The sequence below is a fragment of the Sulfitobacter sp. W027 genome (assembly GCF_025143985.1).
GTDB lineage: Bacteria > Pseudomonadota > Alphaproteobacteria > Rhodobacterales > Rhodobacteraceae > Sulfitobacter.
The window spans coordinates 1,541,102-1,565,987 of record NZ_CP083564.1 but is presented as its reverse complement, the minus strand read 5'-3'; the positions used below and the strand labels follow the sequence as shown (position 1 = coordinate 1,565,987).

At 57.2% G+C, this 24,886-nt stretch carries 25 protein-coding genes; 14 read left to right on the top strand and 11 right to left on the bottom strand.

What is annotated here, in order from left to right; genetic code table 11:
* Positions 1-19 precede the first annotated feature (19 nt).
* Positions 20-1,246 carry an FAD-dependent oxidoreductase gene (locus K3759_RS07655; protein WP_259985416.1) on the top strand — a complete coding sequence of 409 codons (1,227 nt, stop codon included), beginning with the start codon at positions 20-22 and terminating at the stop codon, positions 1,244-1,246.
* A 151-nt stretch (positions 1,247-1,397) separates the two neighbouring features.
* Here K3759_RS07655 and K3759_RS07650 read toward each other — a convergent pair whose 3' ends face one another.
* Positions 1,398-2,771 carry a HAMP domain-containing sensor histidine kinase gene (locus K3759_RS07650; protein ID WP_259985414.1) on the bottom strand — a complete coding sequence of 458 codons (1,374 nt, stop codon included), beginning with the start codon at positions 2,769-2,771 and terminating at the stop codon, positions 1,398-1,400.
* On the bottom strand, positions 2,764-3,435 hold the full coding sequence (locus K3759_RS07645) for a response regulator transcription factor (protein ID WP_259985412.1): 672 nt from the start codon (positions 3,433-3,435) through the stop codon (positions 2,764-2,766). The genes K3759_RS07650 and K3759_RS07645 overlap by 8 nt, the downstream gene beginning before the upstream one ends.
* Before the next feature lie 144 nt (positions 3,436-3,579).
* On the opposite strand from K3759_RS07645, the gene K3759_RS07640 reads away from it, so the two are divergent.
* The 9 genes from K3759_RS07640 (at position 3,580) to K3759_RS07600 (ending at position 11,484) form a co-directional block, all read left to right on the top strand.
* On the top strand, positions 3,580-5,100 hold the full coding sequence (locus tag K3759_RS07640; protein ID WP_259985410.1) for a glycosyltransferase family 39 protein: 1,521 nt from the start codon (positions 3,580-3,582) through the stop codon (positions 5,098-5,100).
* Positions 5,097-6,092: a glycosyltransferase family 2 protein gene (locus tag K3759_RS07635; protein ID WP_259985408.1), complete on the top strand. Its 996-nt coding sequence runs from the start codon at positions 5,097-5,099 to the stop codon at positions 6,090-6,092. Before K3759_RS07640 ends, K3759_RS07635 begins: the two co-directional genes overlap by 4 nt.
* Positions 6,092-6,520, top strand: coding sequence for a GtrA family protein (locus K3759_RS07630; protein WP_259985406.1), 429 nt, complete (start codon positions 6,092-6,094; stop codon positions 6,518-6,520). The genes K3759_RS07635 and K3759_RS07630 overlap by 1 nt, the downstream gene beginning before the upstream one ends.
* Before the next feature lie 87 nt (positions 6,521-6,607).
* The gene (locus K3759_RS07625; protein WP_259985404.1) at positions 6,608-6,946 is read left to right on the top strand and encodes a PepSY domain-containing protein; all 339 of its coding nucleotides are present in this window, start codon (positions 6,608-6,610) and stop codon (positions 6,944-6,946) included.
* Positions 6,947-7,112: 166 nt separating this feature from the next.
* Positions 7,113-8,141, top strand: coding sequence for a metallophosphoesterase (locus tag K3759_RS07620; protein WP_259985402.1), 1,029 nt, complete (start codon positions 7,113-7,115; stop codon positions 8,139-8,141).
* Positions 8,142-8,180: 39 nt separating this feature from the next.
* Positions 8,181-8,780, top strand: coding sequence for a DedA family protein (locus K3759_RS07615; RefSeq protein ID WP_259985400.1), 600 nt, complete (start codon positions 8,181-8,183; stop codon positions 8,778-8,780).
* Positions 8,777-9,268 (top strand): DUF2127 domain-containing protein, encoded by a 492-nt coding sequence (locus K3759_RS07610; RefSeq protein ID WP_259985398.1) that lies wholly within the window; start codon positions 8,777-8,779, stop codon positions 9,266-9,268. The genes K3759_RS07615 and K3759_RS07610 overlap by 4 nt, the downstream gene beginning before the upstream one ends.
* 94 nt (positions 9,269-9,362) lie before the next feature.
* The gene (locus K3759_RS07605; protein ID WP_259985396.1) at positions 9,363-9,797 is read left to right on the top strand and encodes an EamA family transporter; all 435 of its coding nucleotides are present in this window, start codon (positions 9,363-9,365) and stop codon (positions 9,795-9,797) included.
* Positions 9,798-10,494: 697 nt separating this feature from the next.
* On the top strand, positions 10,495-11,484 hold the full coding sequence (locus K3759_RS07600; protein WP_259985394.1) for a hypothetical protein: 990 nt from the start codon (positions 10,495-10,497) through the stop codon (positions 11,482-11,484).
* Positions 11,485-11,703: 219 nt separating this feature from the next.
* Here K3759_RS07600 and K3759_RS07595 read toward each other — a convergent pair whose 3' ends face one another.
* The 4 genes from K3759_RS07595 to K3759_RS07585 all read right to left on the bottom strand — a co-directional run bounded on the left by K3759_RS07595 (position 11,704) and on the right by K3759_RS07585 (position 14,275).
* Positions 11,704-12,456: a hypothetical protein gene (locus K3759_RS07595; RefSeq protein WP_259985392.1), complete on the bottom strand. Its 753-nt coding sequence runs from the start codon at positions 12,454-12,456 to the stop codon at positions 11,704-11,706.
* A gap of 571 nt (positions 12,457-13,027) precedes the next feature.
* Positions 13,028-13,366, bottom strand: coding sequence for an HNH endonuclease (locus K3759_RS20280; protein ID WP_409202505.1), 339 nt, complete (start codon positions 13,364-13,366; stop codon positions 13,028-13,030).
* 148 nt (positions 13,367-13,514) lie between these two features.
* The gene (locus K3759_RS07590) at positions 13,515-13,748 is read right to left on the bottom strand and encodes a hypothetical protein (protein ID WP_259985389.1); all 234 of its coding nucleotides are present in this window, start codon (positions 13,746-13,748) and stop codon (positions 13,515-13,517) included.
* Positions 13,749-13,801: 53 nt separating this feature from the next.
* Positions 13,802-14,275 (bottom strand): hypothetical protein, encoded by a 474-nt coding sequence (locus K3759_RS07585; RefSeq protein ID WP_259985388.1) that lies wholly within the window; start codon positions 14,273-14,275, stop codon positions 13,802-13,804.
* Between the two features lie 494 nt (positions 14,276-14,769).
* On the opposite strand from K3759_RS07585, the gene K3759_RS07580 reads away from it, so the two are divergent.
* Positions 14,770-14,985, top strand: coding sequence for a hypothetical protein (locus K3759_RS07580; protein WP_259985387.1), 216 nt, complete (start codon positions 14,770-14,772; stop codon positions 14,983-14,985).
* 230 nt (positions 14,986-15,215) lie between these two features.
* On the opposite strand, the gene K3759_RS07575 is transcribed toward K3759_RS07580, so the two are convergent.
* From K3759_RS07575 to K3759_RS07565, 3 genes are all read right to left on the bottom strand, one after another.
* Positions 15,216-15,716, bottom strand: coding sequence for a hypothetical protein (locus K3759_RS07575; RefSeq protein ID WP_259985386.1), 501 nt, complete (start codon positions 15,714-15,716; stop codon positions 15,216-15,218).
* Between the two features lie 407 nt (positions 15,717-16,123).
* Positions 16,124-18,055 (bottom strand): tetratricopeptide repeat protein, encoded by a 1,932-nt coding sequence (locus K3759_RS07570; RefSeq protein WP_259985384.1) that lies wholly within the window; start codon positions 18,053-18,055, stop codon positions 16,124-16,126.
* 402 nt (positions 18,056-18,457) lie between these two features.
* Positions 18,458-18,817, bottom strand: a complete 360-nt coding sequence (locus tag K3759_RS07565) for a hypothetical protein (RefSeq protein WP_259985382.1) — start codon at positions 18,815-18,817, stop codon at positions 18,458-18,460.
* Between the two features lie 256 nt (positions 18,818-19,073).
* On the opposite strand from K3759_RS07565, the gene K3759_RS07560 reads away from it, so the two are divergent.
* The 3 genes from K3759_RS07560 (at position 19,074) to K3759_RS07550 (ending at position 22,531) form a co-directional block, all read left to right on the top strand.
* The gene (locus K3759_RS07560; protein WP_259985380.1) at positions 19,074-20,555 is read left to right on the top strand and encodes a tetratricopeptide repeat protein; all 1,482 of its coding nucleotides are present in this window, start codon (positions 19,074-19,076) and stop codon (positions 20,553-20,555) included.
* 595 nt (positions 20,556-21,150) lie between these two features.
* Complete coding sequence (locus K3759_RS07555; RefSeq protein ID WP_259985378.1) at positions 21,151-22,008, top strand: class I SAM-dependent methyltransferase; 858 nt, start codon at positions 21,151-21,153, stop codon at positions 22,006-22,008.
* A 103-nt stretch (positions 22,009-22,111) separates the two neighbouring features.
* Positions 22,112-22,531, top strand: a complete 420-nt coding sequence (locus tag K3759_RS07550) for a thioesterase family protein (RefSeq protein WP_259985376.1) — start codon at positions 22,112-22,114, stop codon at positions 22,529-22,531.
* Between the two features lie 454 nt (positions 22,532-22,985).
* Here the strand turns inward: K3759_RS07550 and K3759_RS07545 are convergent, their stop codons facing one another.
* The gene (locus tag K3759_RS07545) at positions 22,986-24,095 is read right to left on the bottom strand and encodes an alkene reductase (protein ID WP_259985375.1); all 1,110 of its coding nucleotides are present in this window, start codon (positions 24,093-24,095) and stop codon (positions 22,986-22,988) included.
* A gap of 194 nt (positions 24,096-24,289) precedes the next feature.
* Positions 24,290-24,859, bottom strand: a complete 570-nt coding sequence (locus K3759_RS07540; protein WP_259985374.1) for a carboxymuconolactone decarboxylase family protein — start codon at positions 24,857-24,859, stop codon at positions 24,290-24,292.
* Between the last annotated feature and the right edge of the window lie 27 nt (positions 24,860-24,886).

The window sequence follows — 24,886 nt, the reverse complement described above, 5'->3', positions numbered from 1 at the left end:
ATCTGAGGAGGCAGGACCTGTGGCAGAAGAGATTTCGGCGCAGTGTTGCATCGTGGGCGGCGGACCGGCCGGACTAACGCTCGGTTTCCTATTGGCCCGCGCCGGCATCGATGTTGTCGTCCTCGAAAAGCACGCCGATTTCCTGCGCGACTTCCGCGGCGACACGATTCACCCATCGACCATGGAGCTGATGCACGATCTCGGCCTTCTGCCCGAGTTTCTGGACCTGCCACATCAGCGGGTGCCGAGCCTCTTCGGGCAAGTCGGGCCGGACCGGGTGCAGATTGCTGACTTCTCCGGCCTGCCGGTTCATGCCCCTTTCATCGCGATGATGCCACAATGGGACTTCCTGTGCTTTCTGGCGGAGAAGGCGAAGCAATACCCCTGCTTCCGCCTGTGTATGGGCGCCGAGGGTCACGCCTTGCTGACCGAGGACGGGAACGTAACGGGCGTCCGTGCCGAGACACGCGAGGGCATGATCGATATCAAGGCGCCGTTGACGGTCGCGGCCGACGGGCGCGGGTCGCGCCTGCGGGCGGACGCGGCCCTGACGATGAAAGAACTCGGCGCACCGATCGACGTGCTCTGGTTCCGGCTGTCGCGCCTCGATTCCGATACGGAGGAAACGCAGGGCCGCTTCGACGCCGGTCAAATACTTATCGTGATCAATCGTGGTGACTATTGGCAATGCGCCTACGTCATTCCCAAGGGTGGCTTCGAGAAGAAGAAGACAGCGGGAATCGGAGCATTCTGCGCGGAGCTGGCAAAAGTCGTTCCGTTCGAGGCCGATCGCGTCCGTGAATTGGAAAGCTGGGAGCAGGTGAAAATCCTAAGTGTGCAGGTGAACCGGCTGGAGACCTGGTGGCGGCCTGGACTGCTTTGCATTGGCGATGCGGCTCATGCCATGTCGCCGGTGGGCGGCGTCGGAGTGAACCTCGCGGTGCAGGACGCGGTGGCCTCCGCCAACGTCCTGGCGACTTCGTTGCGGCGCGGCACGCCGTTAAGGAACGAGCTCGCAGCAATCCAGCGCCGTCGCGAATGGCCAACACGCGCAACCCAGAGGCTGCAAGTCCTGATCCAGAATCGCGTTCTACTGACGGCTTTGCGCAGCGGGTCGGATTTTCGGGCACCATTCCTTTTGCGGATGATGACACGCGTGCCGCTGCTCCGAGACCTGCCTGGCCGGATCGTTGGCTTGGGATTGCGGCCAGAGCGCCCAGATCCGGACCTCTACATTGAGCGGTAATTCGCCTTCAAACGAGATCCAAGGGCGGAAAGTGCAACTTCATTCCTTTGGTGGCATTGTTCATTTTCTCATGCAATTTTTGATTTGAGGCGAATTAACTTCATTTCTTAAATACGCAAAAAGCCAAGCAATAGTCCGGCTCAAATAGCATTCAGCTCAAAAATCTAATCTCAAAAGTTGTCCCTGGGTCATTATGCGACACAGCTATTTCAGCCCCATGCAGCTCGCAAATTGCTTTAACGAGTGCTAAGCCAAGTCCATTCCCAGGACTATTGCGACTTTTCTCACCCCTGAAGAACCGTCGAAAAATACGCTCTCGATTCTCGCGTTCGATCCCCGGACCATCGTCAGTGATGCGCAAGGTCGGACCGACTGGTGTGTTTTCCGCCAAGACCAAAACCTTAGAACCAACAGGACAATGTTTGATTGCGTTCTCGACAAGGTTCGACAGTAGTTGCGTCAGAAGATTTCTATCACCAACAACCACAAGCTGTTCGCCCGGTATCTTAGTGGTCAACTCAATGCCAGCATCCTCGGCCGCAGGTTCAAAGACTTCCGTAACATTGGCTATGATTTCACAAAAGTCGTTCCACACGAACCTTTCGCGGCGGTCACTTCCCTCAATCTGAGCGATACGCAGAAGGGCGTTGAAGGTCGCTATGATTTCTTCAGTTTGATCGAGACTGGTCGAAATGTCGTCCGGGCGGATAGTCGGGCTGTCTCGCAGCTTCTCCAACCGCTGCCGAAGATGCTGAAGCGGTGTGCGCATATCATGGGCAATGTCGTTCGAGATTTGCTCTTGGCTTTCGAGCAGACGTTTGATCTGGTCGAGCATACTATTGATTTCGGTTGATACCCGCGAAAGATCATCACGAGCCTTTGGGACGGTTGAAATACGGGAGGCGAGGTTGCCAGAGGAAACCTCCGCGAGGGTATTGGATATCGCCGTAATCCGGCGCTCGGTGATGCGGCCTATTCGGACACCCACGATAAGGCCGAGGATGACAACCGCCAAATAGCCTACCACCAAAGCTATGCCGAGCGCTTCCAGTATCTCCAAGACGATATGGTCTCCTGCCCCTTGGATCAGAAGATAGGGCCCAACATCATCTGCGCGTAGCCAATAGCCAGTGACCTCATCATGAATTTCTCCGGCAAGCGGCAATTTCTGTGCCGGAAGATAGTCCGGCAATGGGTTTTCGAAGGCCGAAGATAAGTTGCCAGAAACAATCGCGCCCTCGGCGTTCAGAAGCTGGTAAACCCGAGCATTCTGAAAGCTGACTTCGGCGAGGGCATCGACGCGGTCGATCAATACCTCATCGCGGCCCAACTCAAAGATTTCAATCAGCGTCGCCGCATCGCTGCGCATTTGATCGAGCACCCAGTCTTGGACTTCGTATTGCGTAAACCAATAGGCCAATGCGAAAACGAGCGCAGAGAGCACCGAATAGAGGAACGAGTATTGCAAAGACAGCCGTATGGATGTCCGCAACGCTGAAGGACCTTTGCGCTTAGGGTTATCCATGAAGGCTGTATCCAGCGCCCCGAACGGTATGGATCAACGGCTGCTCGAAGGGTTTGTCGATCTTGTTGCGCAGACGGCTGATATGCGTTTCGACGACATTGGTGTTCGGGTCGAAGTGAAAATCCCAGACTGCTTCAAGCAGCATCGTCCGCGTTACAACTCGGTCAGCATTTTTCATCAGATAGCTAAGCAGCCGAAACTCGCGCGGCTGCACAGCGATCTCCTGACCGGATCGGCACACAGTATGGCGGATCAGGTCGACCTCCAGATCAGCGACCTGAAGTCGCGTTTCTTCGGCCTGCATCGGGGGGCGGCGTGCAAGTGCAGTTAGGCGCGCGGAGAGCTCAGAAAATGCAAAAGGTTTCACAAGGTAGTCGTCCGCCCCGGCTTCCAATCCATTCACCCGGTCGCTCAAACCGCCGAGCGCGCTCAGGAACAGGATCGGCGTATCAACGTTCGCACCGCGCACTGATTTGACGAGGGTCAACCCATCCAAGCCGGGCAGCATCCGGTCGACTACGATGACATCAAAGTCATTGTCCAGCGCATCAAGAAAGCCCTGTTTGCCATCAGACGCATGTTTCGTCACATGGCCAAGCGCCTTTAGGCTGGTGCAGATATACTCAGCCGTCTCGCCATCATCTTCTACAACAAGCACCCGCATCTGCGTCCAAGCTCCATAAGGTATTGAGAAAATAGTCTGCTTTGCGGCTTTGCACCATCTTTGTAGTGTTACGGATTGGTATAGTGCCGACCATCTTTCGCAAACCACCACCGTCTTATGCCCTGAGAAAAAGGACAGGGCATTATGGTCGCAATAGATCCGAAATTCGCAATATCCGTGCGGCACGAGCATGAGAGGCGCTTCGCTTTAACCCGCAGTGACCAACGGTTCCTGCTGTTTGCACTCGGTGCATTGTTCGCTGTGCGCCTGCTTGCCATGTTCTGGTGGCCTTTCACAGATTCAACAGAAGCCCGTTATGCCGAGATCGCGCGTAAGATGGTCGAGACCGGGGACTGGGTCACACCTCAGTTCGACTATGGCGTCCCGTTTTGGGGCAAACCTCCCTTACATACTTGGCTGTCTGCCTTGGGGATGAAGCTCTTTGGCGTTGGGGCCTTCGGCGCACGGATATTCATATTTGCTGCGTCGTTGGGGGTGTTATGCCTAATTTTCACTTGGGTGCGCCAGCATCGAGGCGCAGATCAGGCTCTTGTCGTGACCACGGTGCTCGCCTCATCTTTTATGTTTTTTGGCGCGTCGGCCTTCGTGATGACGGACATGGTCATGGTGCTTGGCACTACCTTGACCATGATCGGCTTCTACAACTGTATGATGGACAGCCCCTATCGCAGTGCATGGGGACGGTGGTTCTTTGTCGGCATCGCTATCGGCCTTTTGGCGAAGGGACCGGTCGCGCTGGTAATCACAATGATCGCGCTTCTGCCGTGGCTCGCGGTGACCGGACGCTGGCGGGAATTACAGGGGTTTCCCTGGTTGTCCGGGCTGTTGATCGCTGCAGCGCTGACCCTTCCATGGTATATCCTGACCGAGATCAAGACGCCGGGTTTCCTGCGCTATTTTCTTGTTGGAGAACACTTCCAGCGCTTTGTCGTGCCGGGCTGGCAGGGTGATCTCTACGGGTCCGGCCATCAGCAGCCCAAAGGCCTGATCTGGCTCTATGCTTCGGCTACGTTTCTGCCGTGGAGCTTGTTTTTCTTGGCCTTACTTCCCCGGGCGGCATCTTGCGTCAATGAAATGACTGGCAGTGACCGTGATTGGCACAGCTATCTTGCACTTTGGGTCGTCGCGCCGCTGATCCTCTTCACGCCCGCCGCAAACATTTTGCCGGCCTATGCTTTGCCCGGGCTTCCCGCCGTAGCGGTTCTCCTGGTTTCGCTTTGGGCTCAGGGTAGAGGCCGACCGGGGTGGTGGGCGCGGAGCGCGGTCTTCATGGCCATTGTTTTTGTGGGGCTGGCATTTCTATCTCTGACCATTCTGGCACGTTACCAGCCCGGATCAATCACTGATCGGTCAGAGCGCGGATTAGTAACCGCGGCGCAAAGTTACGATCCTGATGTGCAGATTACCTATTGGGGCGGTCGCAGCTTTTCGGCCGAGTTCTATACGCGAGGCAGAGTTCAGTTCACCGAGCGAACCGCGACATTCGATAGCCTTGCAGACAATGGCTTGCGCGACGCGGTGGCCATCCCGGCATCTATCGCCTCGGAACTGGTTCCTTTTCTGGGTCCGCGGTTCGATCCTGCCGGACGGTTTGGGCATCGCATTCTGTTCGTCGAAGATTTGGATCGGGAGGTAACACGATGAACCGTCGCCCCGAAAGCTATGTTAAGCCTAAGCTCGTTCCTTCCGCACAACCTATTCCCGATCTTTCGTTTGTGATCCCCGCTTTCAATGAGGCGGGCAATATCACCAGAACGGTGGCCAAGGTGGATGCGCATGCCCGCAGGCTGGTGAGTAGTTTCGAGATCATCATCGTGGACGATGGCAGTCTCGATTCCACCTTTGAGGAAAGTCGAGCGCTCTATGCCCAATATCCAATTCGTGTGCTGCGGCTGTCGCGGAACTTCGGCAAGGAACATGCGATCATGGCCGGTCTGGAGAGCACAGTGGGAGCGGCGGTGGTCATCCTCGATGCCGATCTTCAGGAACCCCTCTTTCATCTCGAAACCATGCTGAAGCATCGCGCCGAGGGGTATGAGATGGTCTATGCTGTCCGCGCGCAACGCGGCGACGAAACATGGCGCAAACGGGTTTTCACCCGGGCGTTCTATGCCCTGCTGAATATCGGCGGCGACACCGCGATACCAGCCAATGCGCGCGATTTTAGGCTCATGGATCGACGGGTTGTCGATGCGCTCTGCGCCTTGCCTGAGCGCAATCGCTTTATGAAGGGGCTGTATGGCTGGGTCGGCTTTCGCACCAAGGCTGTGGCGATTGAGTTGGCCCCGCGGGCGACCGGAGCCTCTAAATTCGGCTTTGCTGGATTGTTTAAGTTAGGTTTGACCGGCCTTACGTCCTTCACCGCATGGCCGCTAAGGGTTTGGACAGGGATAGGTATGACCATTGCTACCTGTTCAATTCTCTACGCCCTCTGGATTGCCATCCGCACCCTCGTCTTCGGCATCGACGTGCCGGGGTGGTCGACACTTGTGGTGGCCGTCATGTTGCTGGGCGGCGTGCAACTTATCTCCATCGGTGTGTTGGGCGAATACCTCTCGCGGGTCTTTACGGAGGTCAAAGGCCGTCCCGGCTTTATCATTGCCGAGGATTTTTCGGCAGATTCGGAGCACCAGTGATGTGGCGCCAGTTGTTGCGGTTCGGGATGGTAGGTCTGTTCGCGACCTTCGTTCACATGATGATCGGCTTTCTGCTGATCCAGTCGACCTGGCAGCCGCTTTTGGCGAACCTGTTCGCCTTCACAATCGCTTTCGTGGTCAGCTTCATCGGCCATCTCGGGTTCTCCTTTGCCGATCAGGAAGTCAGCGCATCAAGCGCGCTGTGGAAATTTGCGCTTGTCGCCCTGATCGGCTTTGCCTTTAACGAAGTGCTTCTGATCATGTTGCTGTCCGAAGAGGATCTTACTGACACGGTGAGCCTGTGGATCTCAACCGGGTGCGCGGCGGTTTTGACTTTTGCACTCAGCAGATTTTGGGCATTTCGCACTGCGCGAGGGGCGGGCGAGCCGGCTGATGTGGACCCATCTGCTAAACTAACCAATCAGTAATCTGGTGGAGACCTTACCGACCGCAAGAGTCGGCTATGACCTAAGGTGAGGCTCCAGTTGGGGGCCATGCAAAGAAGGAACACCACGATGAAACGTATGATTTCTCTTACCACAGTGATTGCCGCTGGTGCAGTCGCGATAGCCGGAATAGCACGGGCTGAAACAGAGAATTCGAAAGAAATGACACTGTTCTCTGAAGCGCAGATCGACATCCAGAAAGCACTCACCGTCGCTTTGGAAGTTGTGGATGGCAAGATCGCCTCAATTGAATTCGAAGGTGAGGATGGCAAGGCTGTCTACGAGGCAGTCGCCGTCTCCCCGGATGGGGCTATGACCGAGATCCTTATCGATGCCAATGACGGCTCAGTGATCGCACAAGGCCCATACATGGACGATGACGACGAGGAAGATGACGACAACGGTTAAATCTACCCCAGCGCGGCACAGGGTCATCTTGCTCCCGCGCTGGAAGTTTCCGTTCCCTTCATCGTAAGCGCCCCCAGCAGTCTGAGCAACACCTTACCAATTGGTAACCTTTCGGTAAGCCTTTGATCAGTCCCCAAACTCTACAGGTGCTTTTAAGGAGAACCCGATGAGAAAGACCGTCTTTCGAACCCTGCTGGCGTCAGCAACGGCCCTCGTTCTGATCGGCGGAACCGAAGGACAAATTTTTTCCATCGCGGGTTCCGGCATCCGGTCACTGGCGAGCCCCTCGCAATCGCAGTTATTCGACACTAACCGGGTCCACAAACTGGATGTTACGCTGCCTTTCTCTGTTCTGGCAGCAGGTGACGTCGCCTCTTGTGCAGGGAGGGGTTATCTCAGCCGAATGGACAGAAACCTGCGCTATGCGGTTGGTCTCCCTCGAGCGAAGACGGTGCCGAACGAGGGTATGATAGAAACCACAGCGATCTTGGAGCAATACCCTGAGACGACGGTGCTCGCCCTGGGGGATCTGGTCTACAGACGCGGCGAAGCCGTGGGCTTTGAAGATTGCTACGACCCTTATTGGGGAGCTGCATGGGCCCGCACATGGCCAACCCCCGGAAACCACGAATACCAATCACCTTTTGCCTATGCCTATTACGACTACTGGCAAGATCGTGCGGGGCCAGACCGAAACGGCTATTACGCCCTGAAAGCCGGGAACTGGTTGATCCTGTCGTTGAACAGCGAGATTGATGCGTCCCCAGGGTCGGCACAGGCAGAATGGGTGAAGGAAGTGCTCGCAGCGCACACGGACAGTTGCACTGCGGCATATTTCCACAAACCCGCATATTCGAGCGTGACGCGCAGCCGAACTGACAGTGCGCGGGCTCTTTTCCGGCTCGTCGCGAAAGCAGGCGTCCGTTTTGTCTTACATGGACACAACCACTTCTACGAACGCACTGCGCCGCTGAATGCCGAGGGCAAACCGGATCAGGGCGGCACGATCGCTTTCGTGGTAGGGGCCGGTGGCAAATCCACACGGGGCAACCTCAAGCCTGCGGCCTTCTCCGAGCGACTAATTACCGGGACAACAGGCATGTTGAAGCTGACCTTCTCAAATAAAACGGCCAGTTGGACCTACCTCACCGGTCCCGGATCGATGGAAACAGACAGCGGCACGGTCCAATGTTGACACCCGCAGTCCAGCACAGCCACCCGCAAAGGCCCGATCATGTTTGACTTTATCACATCGCTACTGGCTTCCATGGGCAGCCTCGGCGTCGCGGCCCTCATGCTGATCGAGAACGTCTTCCCCCCAATCCCTTCGGAAGTCATCATGCCCTTCGCTGGCTATCTCGCGGCAGGCGGTGAGCTCTCCTTCGTCAGTGTAGTGATCGCAGGCACGATCGGTTCAGCGGCTGGAGCCTTTCTGTGGTATTGGATCGGCACATTGGTATCCGAAGCACGATTGCGCAGGCTCATTGCCCGGCACGGCAGGTGGCTTACCATCTCAGAACAAGACCTCGACCGATCTCTTGCGTGGTTTCGGCGCAATGGCGGCAAAGCAGTCTTTCTGGGCCGGATGGTGCCAGGTGTCCGAACGCTGATATCCGTCCCCGCCGGAATGACAGGGATGCCGCTGTTACCATTTCTTCTCTACACCGGGTTGGGCAGCCTGATCTGGACAGCCGCCCTCACCATTTCAGGCTATCTGCTGGAAGCGCAGTTTGCCAAGGTTGAAACGTGGATCAATCCGGTGACAAATGTCCTGCTTGGAGGCCTTCTTGTGCTTTATGTCTGGCGGTTGCTTCGCCCCAAGGCAGAAAGATGACAGCGGTAAAACAGCATAATTCAAAAAGCTTGAACCACCGATTATTTGCGGTGACCCTTTTTGCAAAAGCAGTCTTAGGCGTTCTTCAATTGGCAACGGCTGCGGCGATCTTCGCGGGAGCAGTAGATCGCCTTCCTGCTCTCACCCAATGGTTCTTTCGCGCAGAGCTTGCGGAGAATCCTAATGATTTCCTCGCGACCCGCGCCATGTCGCTCGCCGGTGTCATCCCGACATCGGATCTCGCGTTCTATACCACTTACTTTCTGGCGCATGGCGGGCTTCATATCGCGATCGTCGTGGCCCTGCTCTACGGCGCAGCATGGGCGCATCGCGCAGCGCTTTTCGTGCTTTGGACATTTGTGATCTATCAACTATTCGAATGGCTCACTGTTGGCGGCGTGGCTCTGCTGGTTCTGACAGCGATTGATCTAATGGTTATCTACATCACGGTGCGCGAACAGCGCAGTCGTGCTCTTTTGGAGCCCTGACGCGAAAAATGAGGTCTCCGTTATGGGCCTGATCTAAAAAACCGAAGCAAATCTTCCCCTTGTCTAAACGCTCAAACTCAAAAGAGGAAAATTCATGCATTACGTTTCAGAATCCTGGCTCTTTTGGGCCATTCACGCCGCCATGTTTGCGGCACTCACCGCGATCTTTGCAAAAGTCGGGGTGTCGGGCGTCAACTCCAACTTTGCGACTTTTCTGCGCACCATTGTCGTCGTTCTCGCGTTGGGTCTGCTGGTTTGGTTGATGGGCGAGGTGCAGTCGCTATCTACAATCTCCGCGAAGACGGGGATCTTTCTGGTGCTGTCCGGCCTCGCGACTGGCGCGTCATGGTTGTGCTATTTTCGCGCGCTCCAGCTCGGCAAGGTCTCGCAGGTAGCACCTATCGACAAGTTGAGCGTTGTGCTCGCCGCCATTATTGCCGCGGTTTTTCTGGGAGAGAAGTTATCAATTGCCGGATGGAGCGGCGTCGGTTTGATAGGGCTCGGCGCGGTTCTTGTGGCCTTGTCCTAATATGCCGCGAACGAGGCTTGGGAACAGAAAAGTGCCTGGTGACTTCGGTAGGAACGTCATGTCGACCTACTTTCACGGCCTCTTTAATGCGCAGAACCTCAGGTGAGAGCTAAGGTCGCAAAACTTGAACGTTTCGACCGTTGAAAAATCAATGTTCTCAAAAACTGAAAGATGGAAACTGCCGTTCGAGCATCACGCAGCGAAGGTCGGCTCTCCGCCCTTCATTCCCAAAGCCCTCGCAATCGCAGCGCAAACTGAGCGGCCGCAGCGAACGGCAGGAAAGTCCGCACTGCGGTCTATCAGCCGCCGAAAATGCTGCGCGATACACGAACGGCCGGTCTGGGGAAGCCGCGCTGCAGCATTGGAAGGCTGGTTCAATGGCCGGTTAGGGCCGTGATAAACAAAGTCGAAAGCCTCGGTTTCCAGATCTCGGCTCTCAAGCGGTTCGTGCCAACCGCAAAGTTGAGGCGCGCCTAATTTTGCCGCATCGAGGGATACCATCCTACGTCTCAAGGCCGTCGGAGAAGCCCGCTTCCGCCCCCAGCTATGCGACGGCGCGGGTGTGGCAATCGGCGCAGCATCTTCGGTTGCAATCCTGTCGTTCGGTTGACTACTCGTCTGCCGGTGCTGACGATGTAGTGCAGATCGCACTGCAAAACCACAGATAAGGGCTGCACAGTTGAACCGAATAATTGCTATGTGGACTGCAATCTGGTGTTTCGTTTCGCCGCTTGAGGTAAATGCGGAAGTCGCTCAGCTGGATGACAGGACGATCAGGATCACAGGTCAATTCGATGCGAAGTTGGTTGGCGAGTTCCGTGCAGCTGTCGCGCGAGCACCAAACGTTGCAACGGTCGAGCTCCATTCGCCCGGCGGCCGGGTCTACAGCGGTCTCGAGATCGCCCGGATCATCTACGACCTGAGACTTAACACGTGGATCACCGCGGGCAGCGAATGCTATTCAGCATGCTCGCTCGCCTTTCTTGCGGGCGAGCTTCGATTGGCCGACGGACTTCTCGGTGTCCATCAGGTATCGGGTGTGAACGATGATTCACTGACTCAACTCGTAATTTCGGAAGTCTTCGATGCCCTGCGTCAGTTCGGCGTTTCGGATGCCCTGATTTCACGGATGCTGCGGACACCGCCGGACGACATTTACGTCTTCTCAGCAGACGAACTTGAAGATTTCGGCATCAACAGACGGCTCGGAGATGTCTCGGATGAGGACCTACCCCATCTGCGGGTCCTGACCAGCACCCTCAACCAAGATTGGCTCACGGGGACATTCCTCAACACGCACACCCTCAAGCCGTTTTTCGCGATGGAGAGCAGGTTGCTCGATCCGGTCTTCCGTATCGTCTACTATCCGCACTCCGACGCCTCGTTTGGCGAGATTATCTGGGAGAGCAGGGAATTCCCGTCAGGCCAGACGGATCTCACGCTCGTCTTCGAACGCCGCGGCCAGGAGCCGCTATGGGCCCGTATTAGGGCCAACGTGGAACCAAATGGCTACACCTTCGACCTACCCATAGACGGTGCATCCGGCCTCGAGACGTTCTTCTCCGCCTTCGCCTACGCCCATGAATTCAGCATTAAGGATTTCGCTGCCGAAACCATCGCCAATTACAGCTTGGCAGGGTCGCTCCGGGCCACGGAGCAGTTTACGACCCTTCTGCGGCAGCGCTGATGAGCGCTGGGCTAACCGCGCCATTGAGAAGCCAGTCAGGGCAGTGAATGACCGCTTTGCGGAAGCGGCGCCAGCGACGAGCAGATCGGCAGACGTCCGTTCTGGTCAGCTCATTCCGGTTGGCTACCGAGCCTCGAACGGCAGCTTGGCCCACCCTCGGCGACCGACACTATATGCGGCCACTCCCAAACAAAAATGTGGATTCGATCGGCCTGCCGTTCATAGCCGTCCCCCGATCCATGTAGTGAAACGATGCCAAGTCCCGCCAAAGTCTGGCGTATTTATCTTGTTCACTTCATCGGCGACGTTTTCGAGGGCCACAATGCTCCCCTCCCAAACATCCTTCGGGGAATCCTTAATGCTGTTCCACACTTCCTCCTTCGTGGGTATTTGCAGCGCACAAACCGCGCTTCTGTCCTCAGAGCGGGCAGTGTTAGGATCAAGGGCAACTTGCAGTTCGTAAAGATCAGTCATGTTGGCACAGGCAGTCCTGAACTCGTATGTTGTTGCAGCAAGAACGATTCCGATACCAAAGAATGGTATGCTTTCACCCGGGATGCTTGCTGCATTCGTCAGGATCGAACGTTTCGTCCGTGTCATGGTGCGGTCAATAACACCTTGTGCAGCCTGCTTAGCGGTAGTTGTTTGCCCGCGATAAGTGACAGCGGCAGCGTTTCGAAGGCGCGCATTCTCCGCAACGTGCTTGGTGGCGCGGCGCCTCTCTCGATCGAGGTCCGTTTTTAGCTGGGCATTATTGGCAGCGAGATTTCCGGCCTTGGCGTTTGAACGGCCCAGAACGGTAGATGTGGTGCCAGCTACCGCCGAAATTGCGGTGCTCGTAATAGCAGCCAGAGCAGTGACTGTGTGACTGGCGATGAAAAATCCGAGAAAAAGCAAAATGTAAATTACGCGGGCGGTCTTAAAGGTGGCTCCAAAAGTCCCAATTATGAGTGCTAAAATCTTTCTAAACATCAAGTGGTCCCATCTTTTTGGACAAATCTGCAGCGTTCCTAAGGTGTATCGGGTTTAGGTTTCATGCTGTTTTCTGCTTCTCCATGTCAGTATATGTTGAAGACCGATCCGTGAGGTTCTGATCATGGCCCATATCACATTTTTAGAAAGTTCGCGGAGCCAGTTTGGGAAAGTGCGCCGCTAAGATCTCGGAACGCGAGGACCTTAAAAGTCGGCGTTGTCGCCCCCTTGTCGCTTCCACTTTGAATCGGGATGGATAGCCATATCCACGTTTCGCGCGCCTGCCTTACCCCAGATCCGGTATGATGCCCATCGGGCCAAGCGCCAGAGAACCCACTGGGCAATCCAACCAACCGGATAGATCCCGATGGACACGAGAATGACAATGAGGACCGCCTGAAATGTTGTCAGATCTTGCAGCATAGATGCTAACTTATCCGATCTCTCGCTATAGTCACGCCCTTGATCAGTTACGGGCGTGATCATTTTTCAGGCTCGATGGGACCGGCAATCTGACGAGCCGGTAGATAGCTGGTCCCGAAGGTGTAATCTTTTGAGACAATTGAAGAAACTATCTCATGGACGGACGGCCGCTTGTTTTCGAGCGAAAACCCACCCCAGGCCCTCCGTAGTTGCACCGCGCACATTCCGGGCGGAGATTCTCGATCCCGTTTGAGCCGCCATCGATTAGCGCCACGATATGGCCTTTTGTATAAGGCCGCTTCTGACCGTTAGGGCGCTCGACGACATCCCAGGACCGCCCACACCCAGGGCAGTGGGAGAACGTCGCAGCGTGAACGAGCCATTCGGCCTCGGTATGTGAACCAGGCGCCGCGGCCTTGCGCAAATTATAGGCCTTGCCCGCACGGCGGTGACAAGCAGCACAATTACCACGCGGACGGCGTTCCATGGAACCGCAGACCGACCCGTCGGGCAAGGTTCTTCTGCAGGGAGTGGACGAGGAAAGGGGCATCGGAAGCTCCGGTTAAATGAGCAAAAAATTGTGATTGGGTCAAGGTTACGCCGGAACCGTAGAGCGTAACCTTCGGGAGAAGCGTTTAGTGCAGATGGCGTCGAAGGCGCCGGTCGTCATGGCAGACAGTGTCGACCGCATCGGAGGCGAGGATGATGTAGATACCGAGACAGTCTCGTAGCTCAGGGCAGTCTCTCTCGAACTCTCTGCGGAGATCGTGGTCGAGCCGGACCAACGTGCGGCCTGCACAGGCTTGCTCCTCGGTGCCGTATTGCAGCACCAAGTCGAGAGCTTTGGCTTCGATACCATGGCCCTGCATAGGTGCGCAGGCGTGCCGAGATGGGCGAAGCTTCGGTCGATGATGATGAGGGTTCATGCAACGTCTCCCAGGTCACGGCGCAGTGCCAGTTCATGCGCCTTGCCAACAAATGTCGGCACATCAGCGCCAATAGCTTCTGCGACATTCCGGGCCATGGTCGGATCGAAGAGATAGGTTCCGTCAAGCCAGCCGTGGTTAACTTCGAGCGCGTCGGGAGACCCGAGACGCCGTGTGGCGTGTCGACTAATAAAATCCGTCAGCTGCTCCATTCGGTCAAAGGCGCGCAGCCGCTCGTTCATAACCAGGTCATCAGAAGGTCCGGTCGGCGTAGCGTTGAACCCCCGTCGCCCCGGCAACCACCGGCGGGCCTCATCGAGCGGCACTCGCACGGGTTTCGCCCCCGGAACTGCGGTCAGGCCAGCAGCACCGTTTTGCGAAAGTGCATTTCGGACCGCGCCCTCGGTAATGTCAGCGAGCAAGGCCAACTGGCGGACAGAAAGCTGATGGTCAAAGAGTGCAAGAACCATTCGCGTCAGACGCTACATGCTGGACTCGAATTTGTTGATTCACTGATCTCGGAAGATCAACTCGACATGTTCGACATCCAACCAAGCCGTCAAAGTTCAGATGATCAAGCAGCGCGGTCCCGGGAGACTGCCCAACTCCAGGACTGAATCCTTAAAAAACAGGTCATTAGATTCTGCCTCTGAGGAAACTGTTTAGAAGAGATCGGCATCTAAATGGAAAAGTTATTTCCGCCGGATTATGCGGCCCTGATACTGCTTCAGGATGACCACCATAACCGATGATCTGTTCGCGCCTGGAATCACCCACATCGAGGTTCGATGCTGGAAGTGCGGTCATACAGTAACCCGCAGGCCATGCCATCTACCGCATGGGATCACTCAACACGAGTTCGAGCGTCGGTCTGTCTGCAAGCGCGGCACAGGCTGGCCGCAGGTGTCTCGATTTCCCAAGAAAAACTCGACATCAATGTGATAAGCTGGAAGAAGGAGTCCGCATGAAACCCAAGGTGCCCAGATTTTCATTCAAAGAACGCGCAGCTGAGAAAGCTGCCTCGCGCGAACGCGATGAGGAGCTACTTCGTTCTGGCAAGTCCTCACACGCTGATATGGCGCGAGCAAATGGCGGTTCCATCCGCGGGATGCGCTACAAAGGCCCGGCAAAGCGCATTCAGGCGCTGGCGGCCAAACTGTCAGACGAAGAAAGTTCCTGATTGTCATTGGCCGAAGACACACTGTTACTTCTCGACTACCTGCGGCCGAGTGGCCAAGGCAGCTTCTATCGACAGACGTGGCTGCTGCGTTCGGGGTAGTCTCCGTAAGGTGATGTCGAGCGCCAGCCCGCTCCGGACAAGGCGCTCATACATTTGTTTACCAATCGTGCGCCGGTAGTCTCTTGGGCTTCCTCAGTCGCTGTATGTGGGCACTTCTTCATCGGTTGTTCTTATCCGTGGAGAGGTTGGGAGATTTCCGCCTTAAAGGAAGCCACGATGGCATCCGCATCTTTCTCTAACCTATCGCAGGGCCGCGCATTGCCGAGGCTGCGGTTAGGTAGGGTGAGCCAATGTAGAAACGCCATCTGACCACCCCAGGCGTCTGGGCGCATCTTCATCAACTCGATAAGTGTCGGATGAACCCGCTGCCTGGTCACGTCGAACTGGAACAAAGGATAGGCCGCCTGCCCTTCAATGTTGAAACGTAGGATCTGACAATCGACCTCATGATGAAACAAGGTGGCGGAAGGATCCTTTTCCGACAGGCTCAGCAAAATGCAGGCATCATCTTGATCTACCATCGGGACAGAGGCGAGTATTTCATCTCGCACCTTCGCAACGCGCCTCATTCTTTTCCAGAATGCCTTCTCCATGGGACTGGCTTCATCCATCTTCTTGGAGAACCATTCGATCCAATTTGGGTCTGATACATCCGGTTTTGGGTCTGTCATCGCAGCGATCTCCCTACGTCGAAACCACTCTACCACGGATTCGAGACGTGGGTTACGCGTCGAGAGGGCACCTGCTCAGAACCAGTGATCTCTCGCGAATGTTGGCAGGATCTTGAAGCTAATCATCGAAGGCTGGGAGCGTAGCCGCTGAATAGGTCTGTGCGAATTTCGGCTGTCGGCCCATTGCCGCCTTTCAACCTTTGGCAGACATGCTGCGCTGCGGCCCGTCGAACCGGCCATTCGTGCATTGGGCAGCATACTCACCGCTTAAACGTCGGTCTGCGGACATACTGGCCCCCCCCTGAGCGGCGTGCAGCTGGACAAAACCGAATGCGCCCCAGCAAGGGCACGCAAAGACGCGAGCCCCCTCATATCATGAGTAACGCAAGACACGCCCCCGGAGGCTATTATTCTGTAAGAAGTGCTTTGTAGTTTCGCAGGACATCCAAGTATTCGGGATCATGTTTCCAAGAGGGAAGGCCACCGAGCAAGATCTCTGTCGAAAGGCCTGGATGGGCGGCCAGCCACTTATGTCCGGCATCAATTGCTCTGTCCCGCTCGCCCATCAGCCAAAGCGTTCCGAAGAGCATACGATACGCCCAATGTGCTTTGGGAGCCGCACGCATACCCTTCTCGATATGCTCAAGCGCCTCATTGAGGCGTCCGAGAGCGCGCTTCGCCGCAGAGCGGCCGAAGTCAATGTTGAAGAGGAAAGGATCAAGCGGACTGAGATCCTCAGCACGGTCAAAATGACCCAAAGCCTCTTCCTGCCGGCCGCGATAAACCGCAACCCATCCAAGCCGCAGCCAGCCCCATGCGTTGTTCGGATCAAGATCGAGAGCCCTGCGCGCAAGATCTTCGGAGGTTGCGAAATCCCGCAAGCTGAGCGCGGCTGTTGCACTGAGCGCCGTGATCGTCGCCGAATGGTCCCGGGCCAGCGGCAGCGCGCGCTCGAAGGCGGCGCGACTTGCAGCCCTGGCCCGCTCAGGTGTCAGCGACCACAGATAGCAGCATTCCTGCGCATGGCACCACGACTTCATCGCGAGTGCATGTGCCGCATCGGGATCCCGCGCAATCGCTTGGTCAAGGAGCGCCAGTGCGCGACGATTTTCATCGGGATCGTGGACCCAAAAGTGCGGCAAGGCCGTTAGCAGGAGGTCATAAGCGCTGCGCACTTCGGGCGGTTGCCGGCGGGCCCGCAGGATCTCCGCGGCACGAAGGTTCGGCGAAAGCTGCCCTGCAACATGGGTCGCGATGCGATCCTGAAGTTCGAACAGATCGTCCAGCCGGTCATCGAACCGCTCGGCCCAGCGCGTGTGCCCATCCTCGCCATTGACCAATTGCACCGAGATTCGCACGCGGTCCCCTGCCCGCTGCACCGATCCTTCCAGCAGGTATTGCGCACCAAGCTTTCGCGCTATGTCGGGTAAAGCAGTGGGCGTCAAATGCAACATGAAGACCGATTGCCGCGCGATCACATCGAAATCCCGACATCGGCTAAGCGCGCCGGTGATCTCTTCGACGATGCCGATTGCGAACATGTCGGGCGCGGATGCGCCAATTTCTTCAAAGCGCAAAACGGCCAGGGATGGTCGCTCTCCTTTGGCAGCCTTTTCGGGGCGCACCAGCGCCGGTATCTCCCTTTGCCGCATGGCGCGCAGCCAGGCCTCGAAGGCTTCGGATGGCAGATCGAAGCCTTGGAGGAAGTCGCCCTGCCCCTTCGGGCAAGCGACCCCATCTGGATCGAGCCAGACCCTCTGCCGGTCAGCGGCGATCACGTCTCCCAGCGTTTTTCGCAGAACAGACAATTCCTGCCGCAAAGAGGCCCGTGCCTGCGCCTCACCCCGATCCGACCACAAGAGATCCGCAATGGCCCCGCGTTCCGCGCGCATCCCCGGTTGACACGACAGGTAGGCAAGGAGCCCTTCCGCGCGCCGGCTGAGACCATTCAGAACGACGCCGCCATTCTCGGCGCGAAAAGGACCTGTAAGATGTAGAACAAGCTGAGCCATTGCAGATCCGAATGTGTGGAATGCCGCATTTTGCGCTCTGCGCGCGACTTTTGACGGGATTATTGCATTTCGGACGGTTCTCCGCAGCCCAAAATTGCGCTGGGTTTGCAGCGGCGCGCGAAGATGTCTCGTCGAAACCTCAAGATGGAGACCCCGATGCCCCGCATATTCGCTATAGCCCGCACCGAGTTCCGCAATCCCATGAGCTCCCTTTTGCGCCGGATCGCTCGCCATCTCCGGATGCGAAAGGAGATCCACGAACTGAACAATCTTCCATCCGACCGCTTGGAGGATCTGGGCATCGCGCCGCGCACCGCGGCCAATCACCGGAGCAGCGGTGAGACTGGATTGCTTCCGCCAACGCGCCTTTGGTGAGCGGATGGTATTTAGATTTAGGGGGTGTCCGCATAGTGTGTTTGTCCGTTAAGCGGACCCTCCTGCCATTCGCTGTTGGCGCTCCATTTGCGCTGCGATCACGAAGGTTACCGAGCCAAAGGGCGGAGAGTATGGATTCTCTGCGCTTGCACGTTCTCGTTCTTCAAGCCACGTAAGCCGTCATTCGTTGAGCCGCGGCATAAACGAGACCATTGCTTGGAAGCGACTGCCGAAGCAGTCGCTTCCTTCTGATTGGCTGGCGGCGTTCATGTCTCATTCCGCCGTTCCCTCATCCTGAGGCACCCGTTTTCATAGGGAGAAGTATCCATTGATTTGCATTCTTGGGCGAACCCGTCAGCTTGTGCAAAACTCGCAAATCGTCTCCTCGAAAAATGCGCCTCGTGCTTCGACAGGCAAAGAAGACAGGCCGGCACCAGTCCAGTCGGCCTCAAGCCGGTAGAGTGCCTTGGCATCAATGCCGCGCCCGAAGATGTATGCTTCGACATAGCCTTCGTTCTTTGCTTCGAGCACGAGGAAGTGCGCGCCGTTCATTTCAACGGCATCGATTTCCCGAACATCCAACGCTTCGAGCAGGCCCTTGTTTGCACCGGACACGGGCTCGTTCGTTCGGATGGCAAATTGATCCGCCGAAGCAGCGCAGGTTGTGGCGAAGACGAAGGCGGCTGCGGTTTTGGTCATTTTTTTAAGTTGCATGGCTCGTTTCCTTTCGGGGTCGGTTTTGGTATGATCCGTTTGGCAGGGTATCTTCTTCAGACAGGCAAAAGTCCCAGACGCGGACCGGTGATGGTGACCTTTATGGGAAGTCAAGGAGATGCGTTTCGCCAAACGAAGAGATACGAAATCTTCTGAAATAGACCTTGGGAGCGCGGTTTTCGATCTCTCCGTTGGGCGGTTATTCTGTCATGACGGGAAGGAGCTGGACCTGCGGCACCAATCCCGTGAAGTGCTCATGGCGCTTGCCCAGGTGCCCGGTGAGATCGTGAGCCAGGATGCGCTGCTCGAAGAGGTCTGGCAGGGCCGTTCGGTAACTCCCGACAGCGTCGCGCAATGTATTGCGGAGATACGTCGGGTCCTCAAAGACCATGACAAGCGCATCGTTGAGACAGTCCCCCGGTCGGGGTATCGGCTGGTTCCGCCTGCGCCTGACGCACCGCTGTGGTCGCAACGCAGAGGGCAACTGGCCTTGCTTGCTGTCATGGTGCTCTGCGCGACCGCACTCGGCTTTACCCTGCTACGGCCCGCAGCGCCGCCGGGGCCGCCGGTCATCGCAGTCTTGCCGTTCGACGACTTCAGCCCGCCGAAATATCAAGGCTACTTGAGCGATGCCGTGAGCGACAATATCACAACCCAGCTGGCGCGCTATCCGCAGTTCTTGATTATCTCGCAGAGGTCGAGCTCTGCCTTCAGGGATTCCGATCTCGCCACGTCTGACATTGCCGAACGCCTTGGAGCCGACTTCGTCTTGGAAGGCAGCCAGCAATACGATGGCACGGATGTGCGCACAACGGCCCGGCTGATCGACGGTGCGACGGAAGCAAGCCTCTGGGCTGATGAATTCGACGTCCCTATGGATGAACTCCTGCGCGCGAATAGCCGGATCAGCCGCAAGATCGCCCATGCAGTTGGGGAAAAGGTCGTCGACATGGCCGAGCCGCAGATTGCAGCCGGTGATGTCAGCGCCCTGCTGATCTCAAACGCGGCACAAAGTAGAATTATGCGGAATTTCTCCAAGGAAAGTCTGCTGGTCAACATCGCGGAGCAGGAGCAATCCATTAGGGATTATCCCGAGTCCGCCTGGGGGCCACTCGGTCAGGCCCTGTCGCTGCGCATCGGGCTGCGCTACGGCTGGGTCGAAGGGGATGAGGATGCGATCCGCCGGCGGATGAACGATCTCGCCCGGAGGGCGGTGGAACTGGACCCGAACAACTTTCTTGCGTTTCACGCTCTGGGCCGCGTGCTGATGTTCAACCGCGATGTCGAAGGCGCCATCAGCGCCTTTGACCGCGCGGTGGAGTTGAACCCGTCTTCATCCTTTGCCCGCAATGCCTTGGCGCAAGCGCTGTCCTTCGTCGGCAGAACCGAAGAAGCGCTTGAGGAGATCGCTGATATCGAGCTGATCGATCCGATCTATGGGCATGACACGAACTGGACCAAGGCACGGATACAGTGGCAAATAGGTGCCTGCGACGAGGCATTAGATACGTTCACGGCCGCGCCTTCGATGCCAGCGGCCGCAAACAAGACGCTCGCCGCGATCTATCAGTGTGTGGGTAGAGCGGACGAGGCCAAGGCTGCCATACAGGCTTTCCTCAAAGAACACCCGGAATGGAGCGTGGCACGCGAACGGTCAGTGATCACGGGCATGTGGACAGCACCGGGACTGGCAGATCGCTGGCTTTCAGCGCTGGCGGCTTCGGGCATGCCCTTCTAAGACTTGAAAAGGTTTCTGTGCAAACACGTTCTCTTTTTGGGGTCGCAGCACCAGTGGTATCCTTAGCGAGCTGGACGCATTTAACTATTCTTGCCAATACGCTACCGCCAATTAGCAGTGCGCTTGGCCGCACTGTATGCCGAAACGGTCATCGATACCGGATGCAGTGAACGGCGGCTATCCGCCCCCTTCCTGTCGAGAATGGAAAGCAGACGTTTACGGCCCACAGCCGACACTCGAGTCATTGATTTGCGCCGGGGTGCGGCTTAACCGAACCGGCCATTCGTGCGTTGCGCAGCATTTTTCGGGCCATATCGCACGCGCCTCATAAAAATGAGTGCGACAAAAGCAAGATGGGGGTGTCCGCAAACCGTGTTGGTGCGCTGCGTTGTCTCGCAGATGGGCCTATCTCACTCCGCTCTTCATGCGGAGGATACCCATGCGGCACAAAGACTCTTGCCGGTTTCTCGATGCCCTCATCCGCTCGGCGGAGATCGTCCGCGCCTTGTAGAGCAGATGTCGCGCAAAGGTCTGTTTTGAGCCCAAAGCGGACCTCGCCAAGACGTCTAAGGATCCCGAGCAACCTGTGTTATACTTGCTCGATCAACTCGGAGATCCGCACATGACGAACGCTCAATCGGTTTCTGATCATTGGGGCAAAGGCGACGTTTATGCGCGGATCTTGGACGCAATGGAGCTTGCTGGGATCGACCGTGTGTCTGCGACCATAGAAGACCTGGCACCAGTCGATCATTTCCACGCACGGGGCTTCCCTGCAACCGTCGAGCTTGCCGATGTCTTGCCGATCCAAAAGGGGGACCGGCTCGTCGACATTGGCTGTGGCATCGGCGGTCCCGCCAGATATCTGGCCAAACGCTTTGGCTGTTATGTGGATGGTATCGACATAACTGGGCCCTTCGTTGAGGCAGCCAACCGGTTGAGTGTGCTTGTCGGGATGGAGGATATGGTAAAGTTTCGACACGGCGACGGTCTGCAACTCCCCTATGACGATGAAGCATTCGATGGTGGATACGCGCAACACGTTACAATGAACGTTCCCGACCGGGATGGCTTCTTCGGAGAAGCCTTCCGTGTGTTGAAGCCCGGCGCGTTCTTTGCGCTGACAGAACATGGGCTCGGCGAGGCCGGGGAACCACATCACCCTGTCCCTTGGTCAGAAGACGGAACGGGCGCTCATCTAATGCGCCCATCAGACACCGTCGCGGCGCTTGAGCGTGCCGGGTTCTCCCAGATTAAAGTTACGAATACCGGGGAAAAATATCTGCAGGTCTACAAGGCTGCCATCGAGCGCGCCGAGAAAGGTCAGGCCCCGGTGTTCGGTGTGCATATTCTCCTGGGCGAACTCGCGCCACAGATCGTTAGAAATGCCGCCCGGAATATCGAGGAGGGCAGAACCCATCCGGTTCAGATTGTCTGCTTCAAGTCCAAATAGAGCATTCCTTCGGTGAAATGCGCTTGTCCGCTCTGTCCGCTCTCTGCGCGCTTATCGTGAAGCGAGACAGACACGCATCCGAAGGAGATATGGGAGCGAGCTTATGCCAGCGATGATTTCATTTCGTTCTGTGGTTGACCCATCTGACTGCGATTTTCTCGGTCACATGAACGTGTCCCGTTACTTTGCAGCCTGCTCCGACGGTGTATTTGCAATCCAATCGGAAATGGGACTGACAGCGAACGATATGCGAGACGGTCGACAGCTCTCATTTGCCGTCGTCAATGCTCAGAGCGACTTCCGTTCTGAATTATCTGCAGGCGATGCGATAAGGTTAGAATCCTCTGTCATTGAGATCGGTTCCAAGTCCATGACGTTCAGGCATCGTTTGATCAGGTCAGATGGCGAGATCCTCGCCTTCGAAACCGTCTTCAAATGCGTTCTCTTGAACCTTGAAACGCGGAGAGCTGTCGAAATCCCAGACGATGTTCGGGAGACAGCAGCACAATGGCTGAAACCATAGGGACAAAACCTCTGATCGTCCCCGTGCGGAACACGCAGGGCATTTCGAGCGAACGGTAGGAAGGTCCACAGAGCGACCCAACACGGTTTGCTGACACCCCCAGCAAGATGCAGTTGCGTATGGCCAATTTTCTAAACGCTTTCGACAGTGTCAAATATGCAGGATCGGAGTGACGATTTTCTACGGAGGGGGAGAAAAATTAGGGCCGCGTTGAGCGGAATCTTTTTATGTTACGCCAACATTAAGTTTGCCGAATTTTGGAGCCGGGATAACCTTGTAAATCGATGCGCTTAGCGCCTTCAATTGCGATGGCGCACTGATGAGACACGCGCGATCCGTTGCCAAAAGCGACCGCGTGCGCCTTCAGGTGATAAGGATGATGTCGAGGGGGGGCGAATATGACGCGCGCCCGCACTTCTGACCCCGTCAGAAAGCCCGGCGCGCGCCACTCGGTTCAGGCCGCCTTGCCGGTGTCGGCCTCATCGAGGAAGGGATAATCGATATATCCCTTTTCGGTGCCACCGTAATAGGTGTCGCCGTCACCCTCATTCAGCGGCGCATGCAAGTGCAGGCGCTTGGGCAGGTCGGGATTGGCGATGAAGGGACGTCCGAAGGTTACCGCATCGGCATGGCCTTCGGCCACGGCGTGCGCCGCGCTGTCGCCGTCATAGCCGCCATTGACGATGTAGAAGCCGCTCCACTTGGCGCGCAGACGCTCCATGACGGCGGTTTGGTCTGCATCGGTCTCGGCCCCTGGAGCCTGTTCGACCATGTGCATGTAGGCCAGCCCGCGCTTATCAAGCTCTTCGATGAAGTAGCCGAAATGCGCTTCGGGATCGCTGTCATGGACATCGTTGAACTGTCCCAGCGGCGACAGACGGATGCCGATGCGATTGGCCGGCCAGACCTCGCCGACGGCGTCAAGGATTTCGTTCACCAAACGCAGACGGTTTTCTGGCAATCCGCCATAGCCGTCGGTGCGATCGTTTACCCCGTCCATTAGGAACTGCTCGAGCAGGTAGCCGTTGGCGGCGTGCACCTCGACGCCGTCGAAACCGGCCTCTTTCGCCGCCTTGGCGCCGATCACGAAGTCTGCAATGGTCTCGCGGATGCCTGCCTCGGTCAGCGCCTCGGGCTTGGAGGTCGGCTCGAAGCCGTTGTGGGTATATGTCATCGCCTCGGCCGCCTTGTCGGTGGACGATACCGGCGCTCGACCCTCTGGCAGAAGCGAGCTGTGGCTGATCCGCCCCACATGCCAGAGCTGAAGGAAGATGCGGCCGCCATTGGCATGGACGGATTCTACGATCTTCTTCCAGCCGTCGATATGGCTTTGGGTGTAGATGCCGGGGGTCTTGATATAGCCCTTGCCCATGGCGGAAACCTGGGCCGCCTCGGTGAGGATCAGGCCGGCCGACGCGCGCTGGCTGTAATAGGTCTCGGCCATCGTGACCGGGGTGCCGTCATCTTCGGAACGGTTGCGCGTCAGGGGGGCCATCAGCACACGATTGGGAAGCTCCAGATCACCAAGCTTAACGAACTGGAACAGGGGGGAACGATCGGTCATGTCATGTCTCCATGGTTTTTATTGGAAGGCTGTTGAGCAGGTCCCGGGCGGGCACCGCGGCTTGGGGGGGGGCGCCGGGGTGCCGGCGGGACACGCGGCGCGGAACGCTGCCCTGTCGGGGGTGTTGAAGGGTCGGGGATCGCGGAGGCGCGGGCGGCCGGCATCGCGTCGCCGGCCGGCCCCATGGACGGACCTCAGGCCGCGTCCTTGCGCGCCTTTTCCCAAGCGAAGGCCTTCATCGGCTCGTCGACCGGCGTTTCGGCCAGGTGGTTGGTGTAGTTCGACATCACCTTCTGCGACACGCCGAGGATCACCTCGAGCACCTGGCGCTTGGTGAAGCCGGCGGCGAGGAAGGCATCGACAGCCGCGGCGTCGACATTGCCACGGTCGCGCACCGCCGCGAGGGTGAAGCTGCGCAGCGCCTCGAGACGGTCATTCGGCAGCGGTGTCTCGTCGCGCAGCGCGTTGGTGATCGCGTCGTCGACCTTCATCATCTTGGCGATGCCGGTGTGGGCGGGCACGCAGTAATGGCATTCATGTTCGACATTGACGCTCTGCCAGACCACCGTCAGTTCGTCCTTGTCGAAGCTGGTCTTCTCGGCGAACAGCTTGTGCAGCTGCTGGTAGCCCTCGAGCAGCGCGGGCGCTTCGGCCATCACGGCATGCAGGCCGGGGATGCGGCCAAAGGTCTTTTGCGAGGTCTCGAGCAGCGGGCGGCTCTCTTCGGGGGCGGTCTCGGCGGTGTGGATGGTAAAGTCGGTCATGGCGGCTCCTTTCATTTTTGAGTGAGC

What these genes read in the sequence shown, in the direction of transcription:
- K3759_RS07650 (WP_259985414.1), bottom strand. Translation starts at nt 2,771, where the DNA reads ATGGATAACCCTAAGCGCAAAGGTCCTTCAGCGTTGCGGACATCCATA.
- K3759_RS07645 (WP_259985412.1), bottom strand. Translation starts at nt 3,435, where the DNA reads ATGCGGGTGCTTGTTGTAGAAGATGATGGCGAGACGGCTGAGTATATC.
- K3759_RS07640 (WP_259985410.1), top strand. Translation starts at nt 3,580, where the DNA reads ATGGTCGCAATAGATCCGAAATTCGCAATATCCGTGCGGCACGAGCAT.
- K3759_RS07635 (WP_259985408.1), top strand. Translation starts at nt 5,097, where the DNA reads ATGAACCGTCGCCCCGAAAGCTATGTTAAGCCTAAGCTCGTTCCTTCC.
- K3759_RS07630 (WP_259985406.1), top strand. Translation starts at nt 6,092, where the DNA reads ATGTGGCGCCAGTTGTTGCGGTTCGGGATGGTAGGTCTGTTCGCGACC.
- K3759_RS07625 (WP_259985404.1), top strand. Translation starts at nt 6,608, where the DNA reads ATGAAACGTATGATTTCTCTTACCACAGTGATTGCCGCTGGTGCAGTC.
- K3759_RS07620 (WP_259985402.1), top strand. Translation starts at nt 7,113, where the DNA reads ATGAGAAAGACCGTCTTTCGAACCCTGCTGGCGTCAGCAACGGCCCTC.
- K3759_RS07615 (WP_259985400.1), top strand. Translation starts at nt 8,181, where the DNA reads ATGTTTGACTTTATCACATCGCTACTGGCTTCCATGGGCAGCCTCGGC.
- K3759_RS07610 (WP_259985398.1), top strand. Translation starts at nt 8,777, where the DNA reads ATGACAGCGGTAAAACAGCATAATTCAAAAAGCTTGAACCACCGATTA.
- K3759_RS07605 (WP_259985396.1), top strand. Translation starts at nt 9,363, where the DNA reads ATGCATTACGTTTCAGAATCCTGGCTCTTTTGGGCCATTCACGCCGCC.
- K3759_RS07600 (WP_259985394.1), top strand. Translation starts at nt 10,495, where the DNA reads ATGTGGACTGCAATCTGGTGTTTCGTTTCGCCGCTTGAGGTAAATGCG.
- K3759_RS07595 (WP_259985392.1), bottom strand. Translation starts at nt 12,456, where the DNA reads ATGTTTAGAAAGATTTTAGCACTCATAATTGGGACTTTTGGAGCCACC.
- K3759_RS20280 (WP_409202505.1), bottom strand. Translation starts at nt 13,366, where the DNA reads ATGGAACGCCGTCCGCGTGGTAATTGTGCTGCTTGTCACCGCCGTGCG.
- K3759_RS07590 (WP_259985389.1), bottom strand. Translation starts at nt 13,748, where the DNA reads ATGCAGGGCCATGGTATCGAAGCCAAAGCTCTCGACTTGGTGCTGCAA.
- K3759_RS07585 (WP_259985388.1), bottom strand. Translation starts at nt 14,275, where the DNA reads ATGGTTCTTGCACTCTTTGACCATCAGCTTTCTGTCCGCCAGTTGGCC.
- K3759_RS07580 (WP_259985387.1), top strand. Translation starts at nt 14,770, where the DNA reads ATGAAACCCAAGGTGCCCAGATTTTCATTCAAAGAACGCGCAGCTGAG.
- K3759_RS07575 (WP_259985386.1), bottom strand. Translation starts at nt 15,716, where the DNA reads ATGACAGACCCAAAACCGGATGTATCAGACCCAAATTGGATCGAATGG.
- K3759_RS07565 (WP_259985382.1), bottom strand. Translation starts at nt 18,817, where the DNA reads ATGCAACTTAAAAAAATGACCAAAACCGCAGCCGCCTTCGTCTTCGCC.
- K3759_RS07560 (WP_259985380.1), top strand. Translation starts at nt 19,074, where the DNA reads ATGGCGCTTGCCCAGGTGCCCGGTGAGATCGTGAGCCAGGATGCGCTG.
- K3759_RS07550 (WP_259985376.1), top strand. Translation starts at nt 22,112, where the DNA reads ATGCCAGCGATGATTTCATTTCGTTCTGTGGTTGACCCATCTGACTGC.
- K3759_RS07545 (WP_259985375.1), bottom strand. Translation starts at nt 24,095, where the DNA reads ATGACCGATCGTTCCCCCCTGTTCCAGTTCGTTAAGCTTGGTGATCTG.
- K3759_RS07540 (WP_259985374.1), bottom strand. Translation starts at nt 24,859, where the DNA reads ATGACCGACTTTACCATCCACACCGCCGAGACCGCCCCCGAAGAGAGC.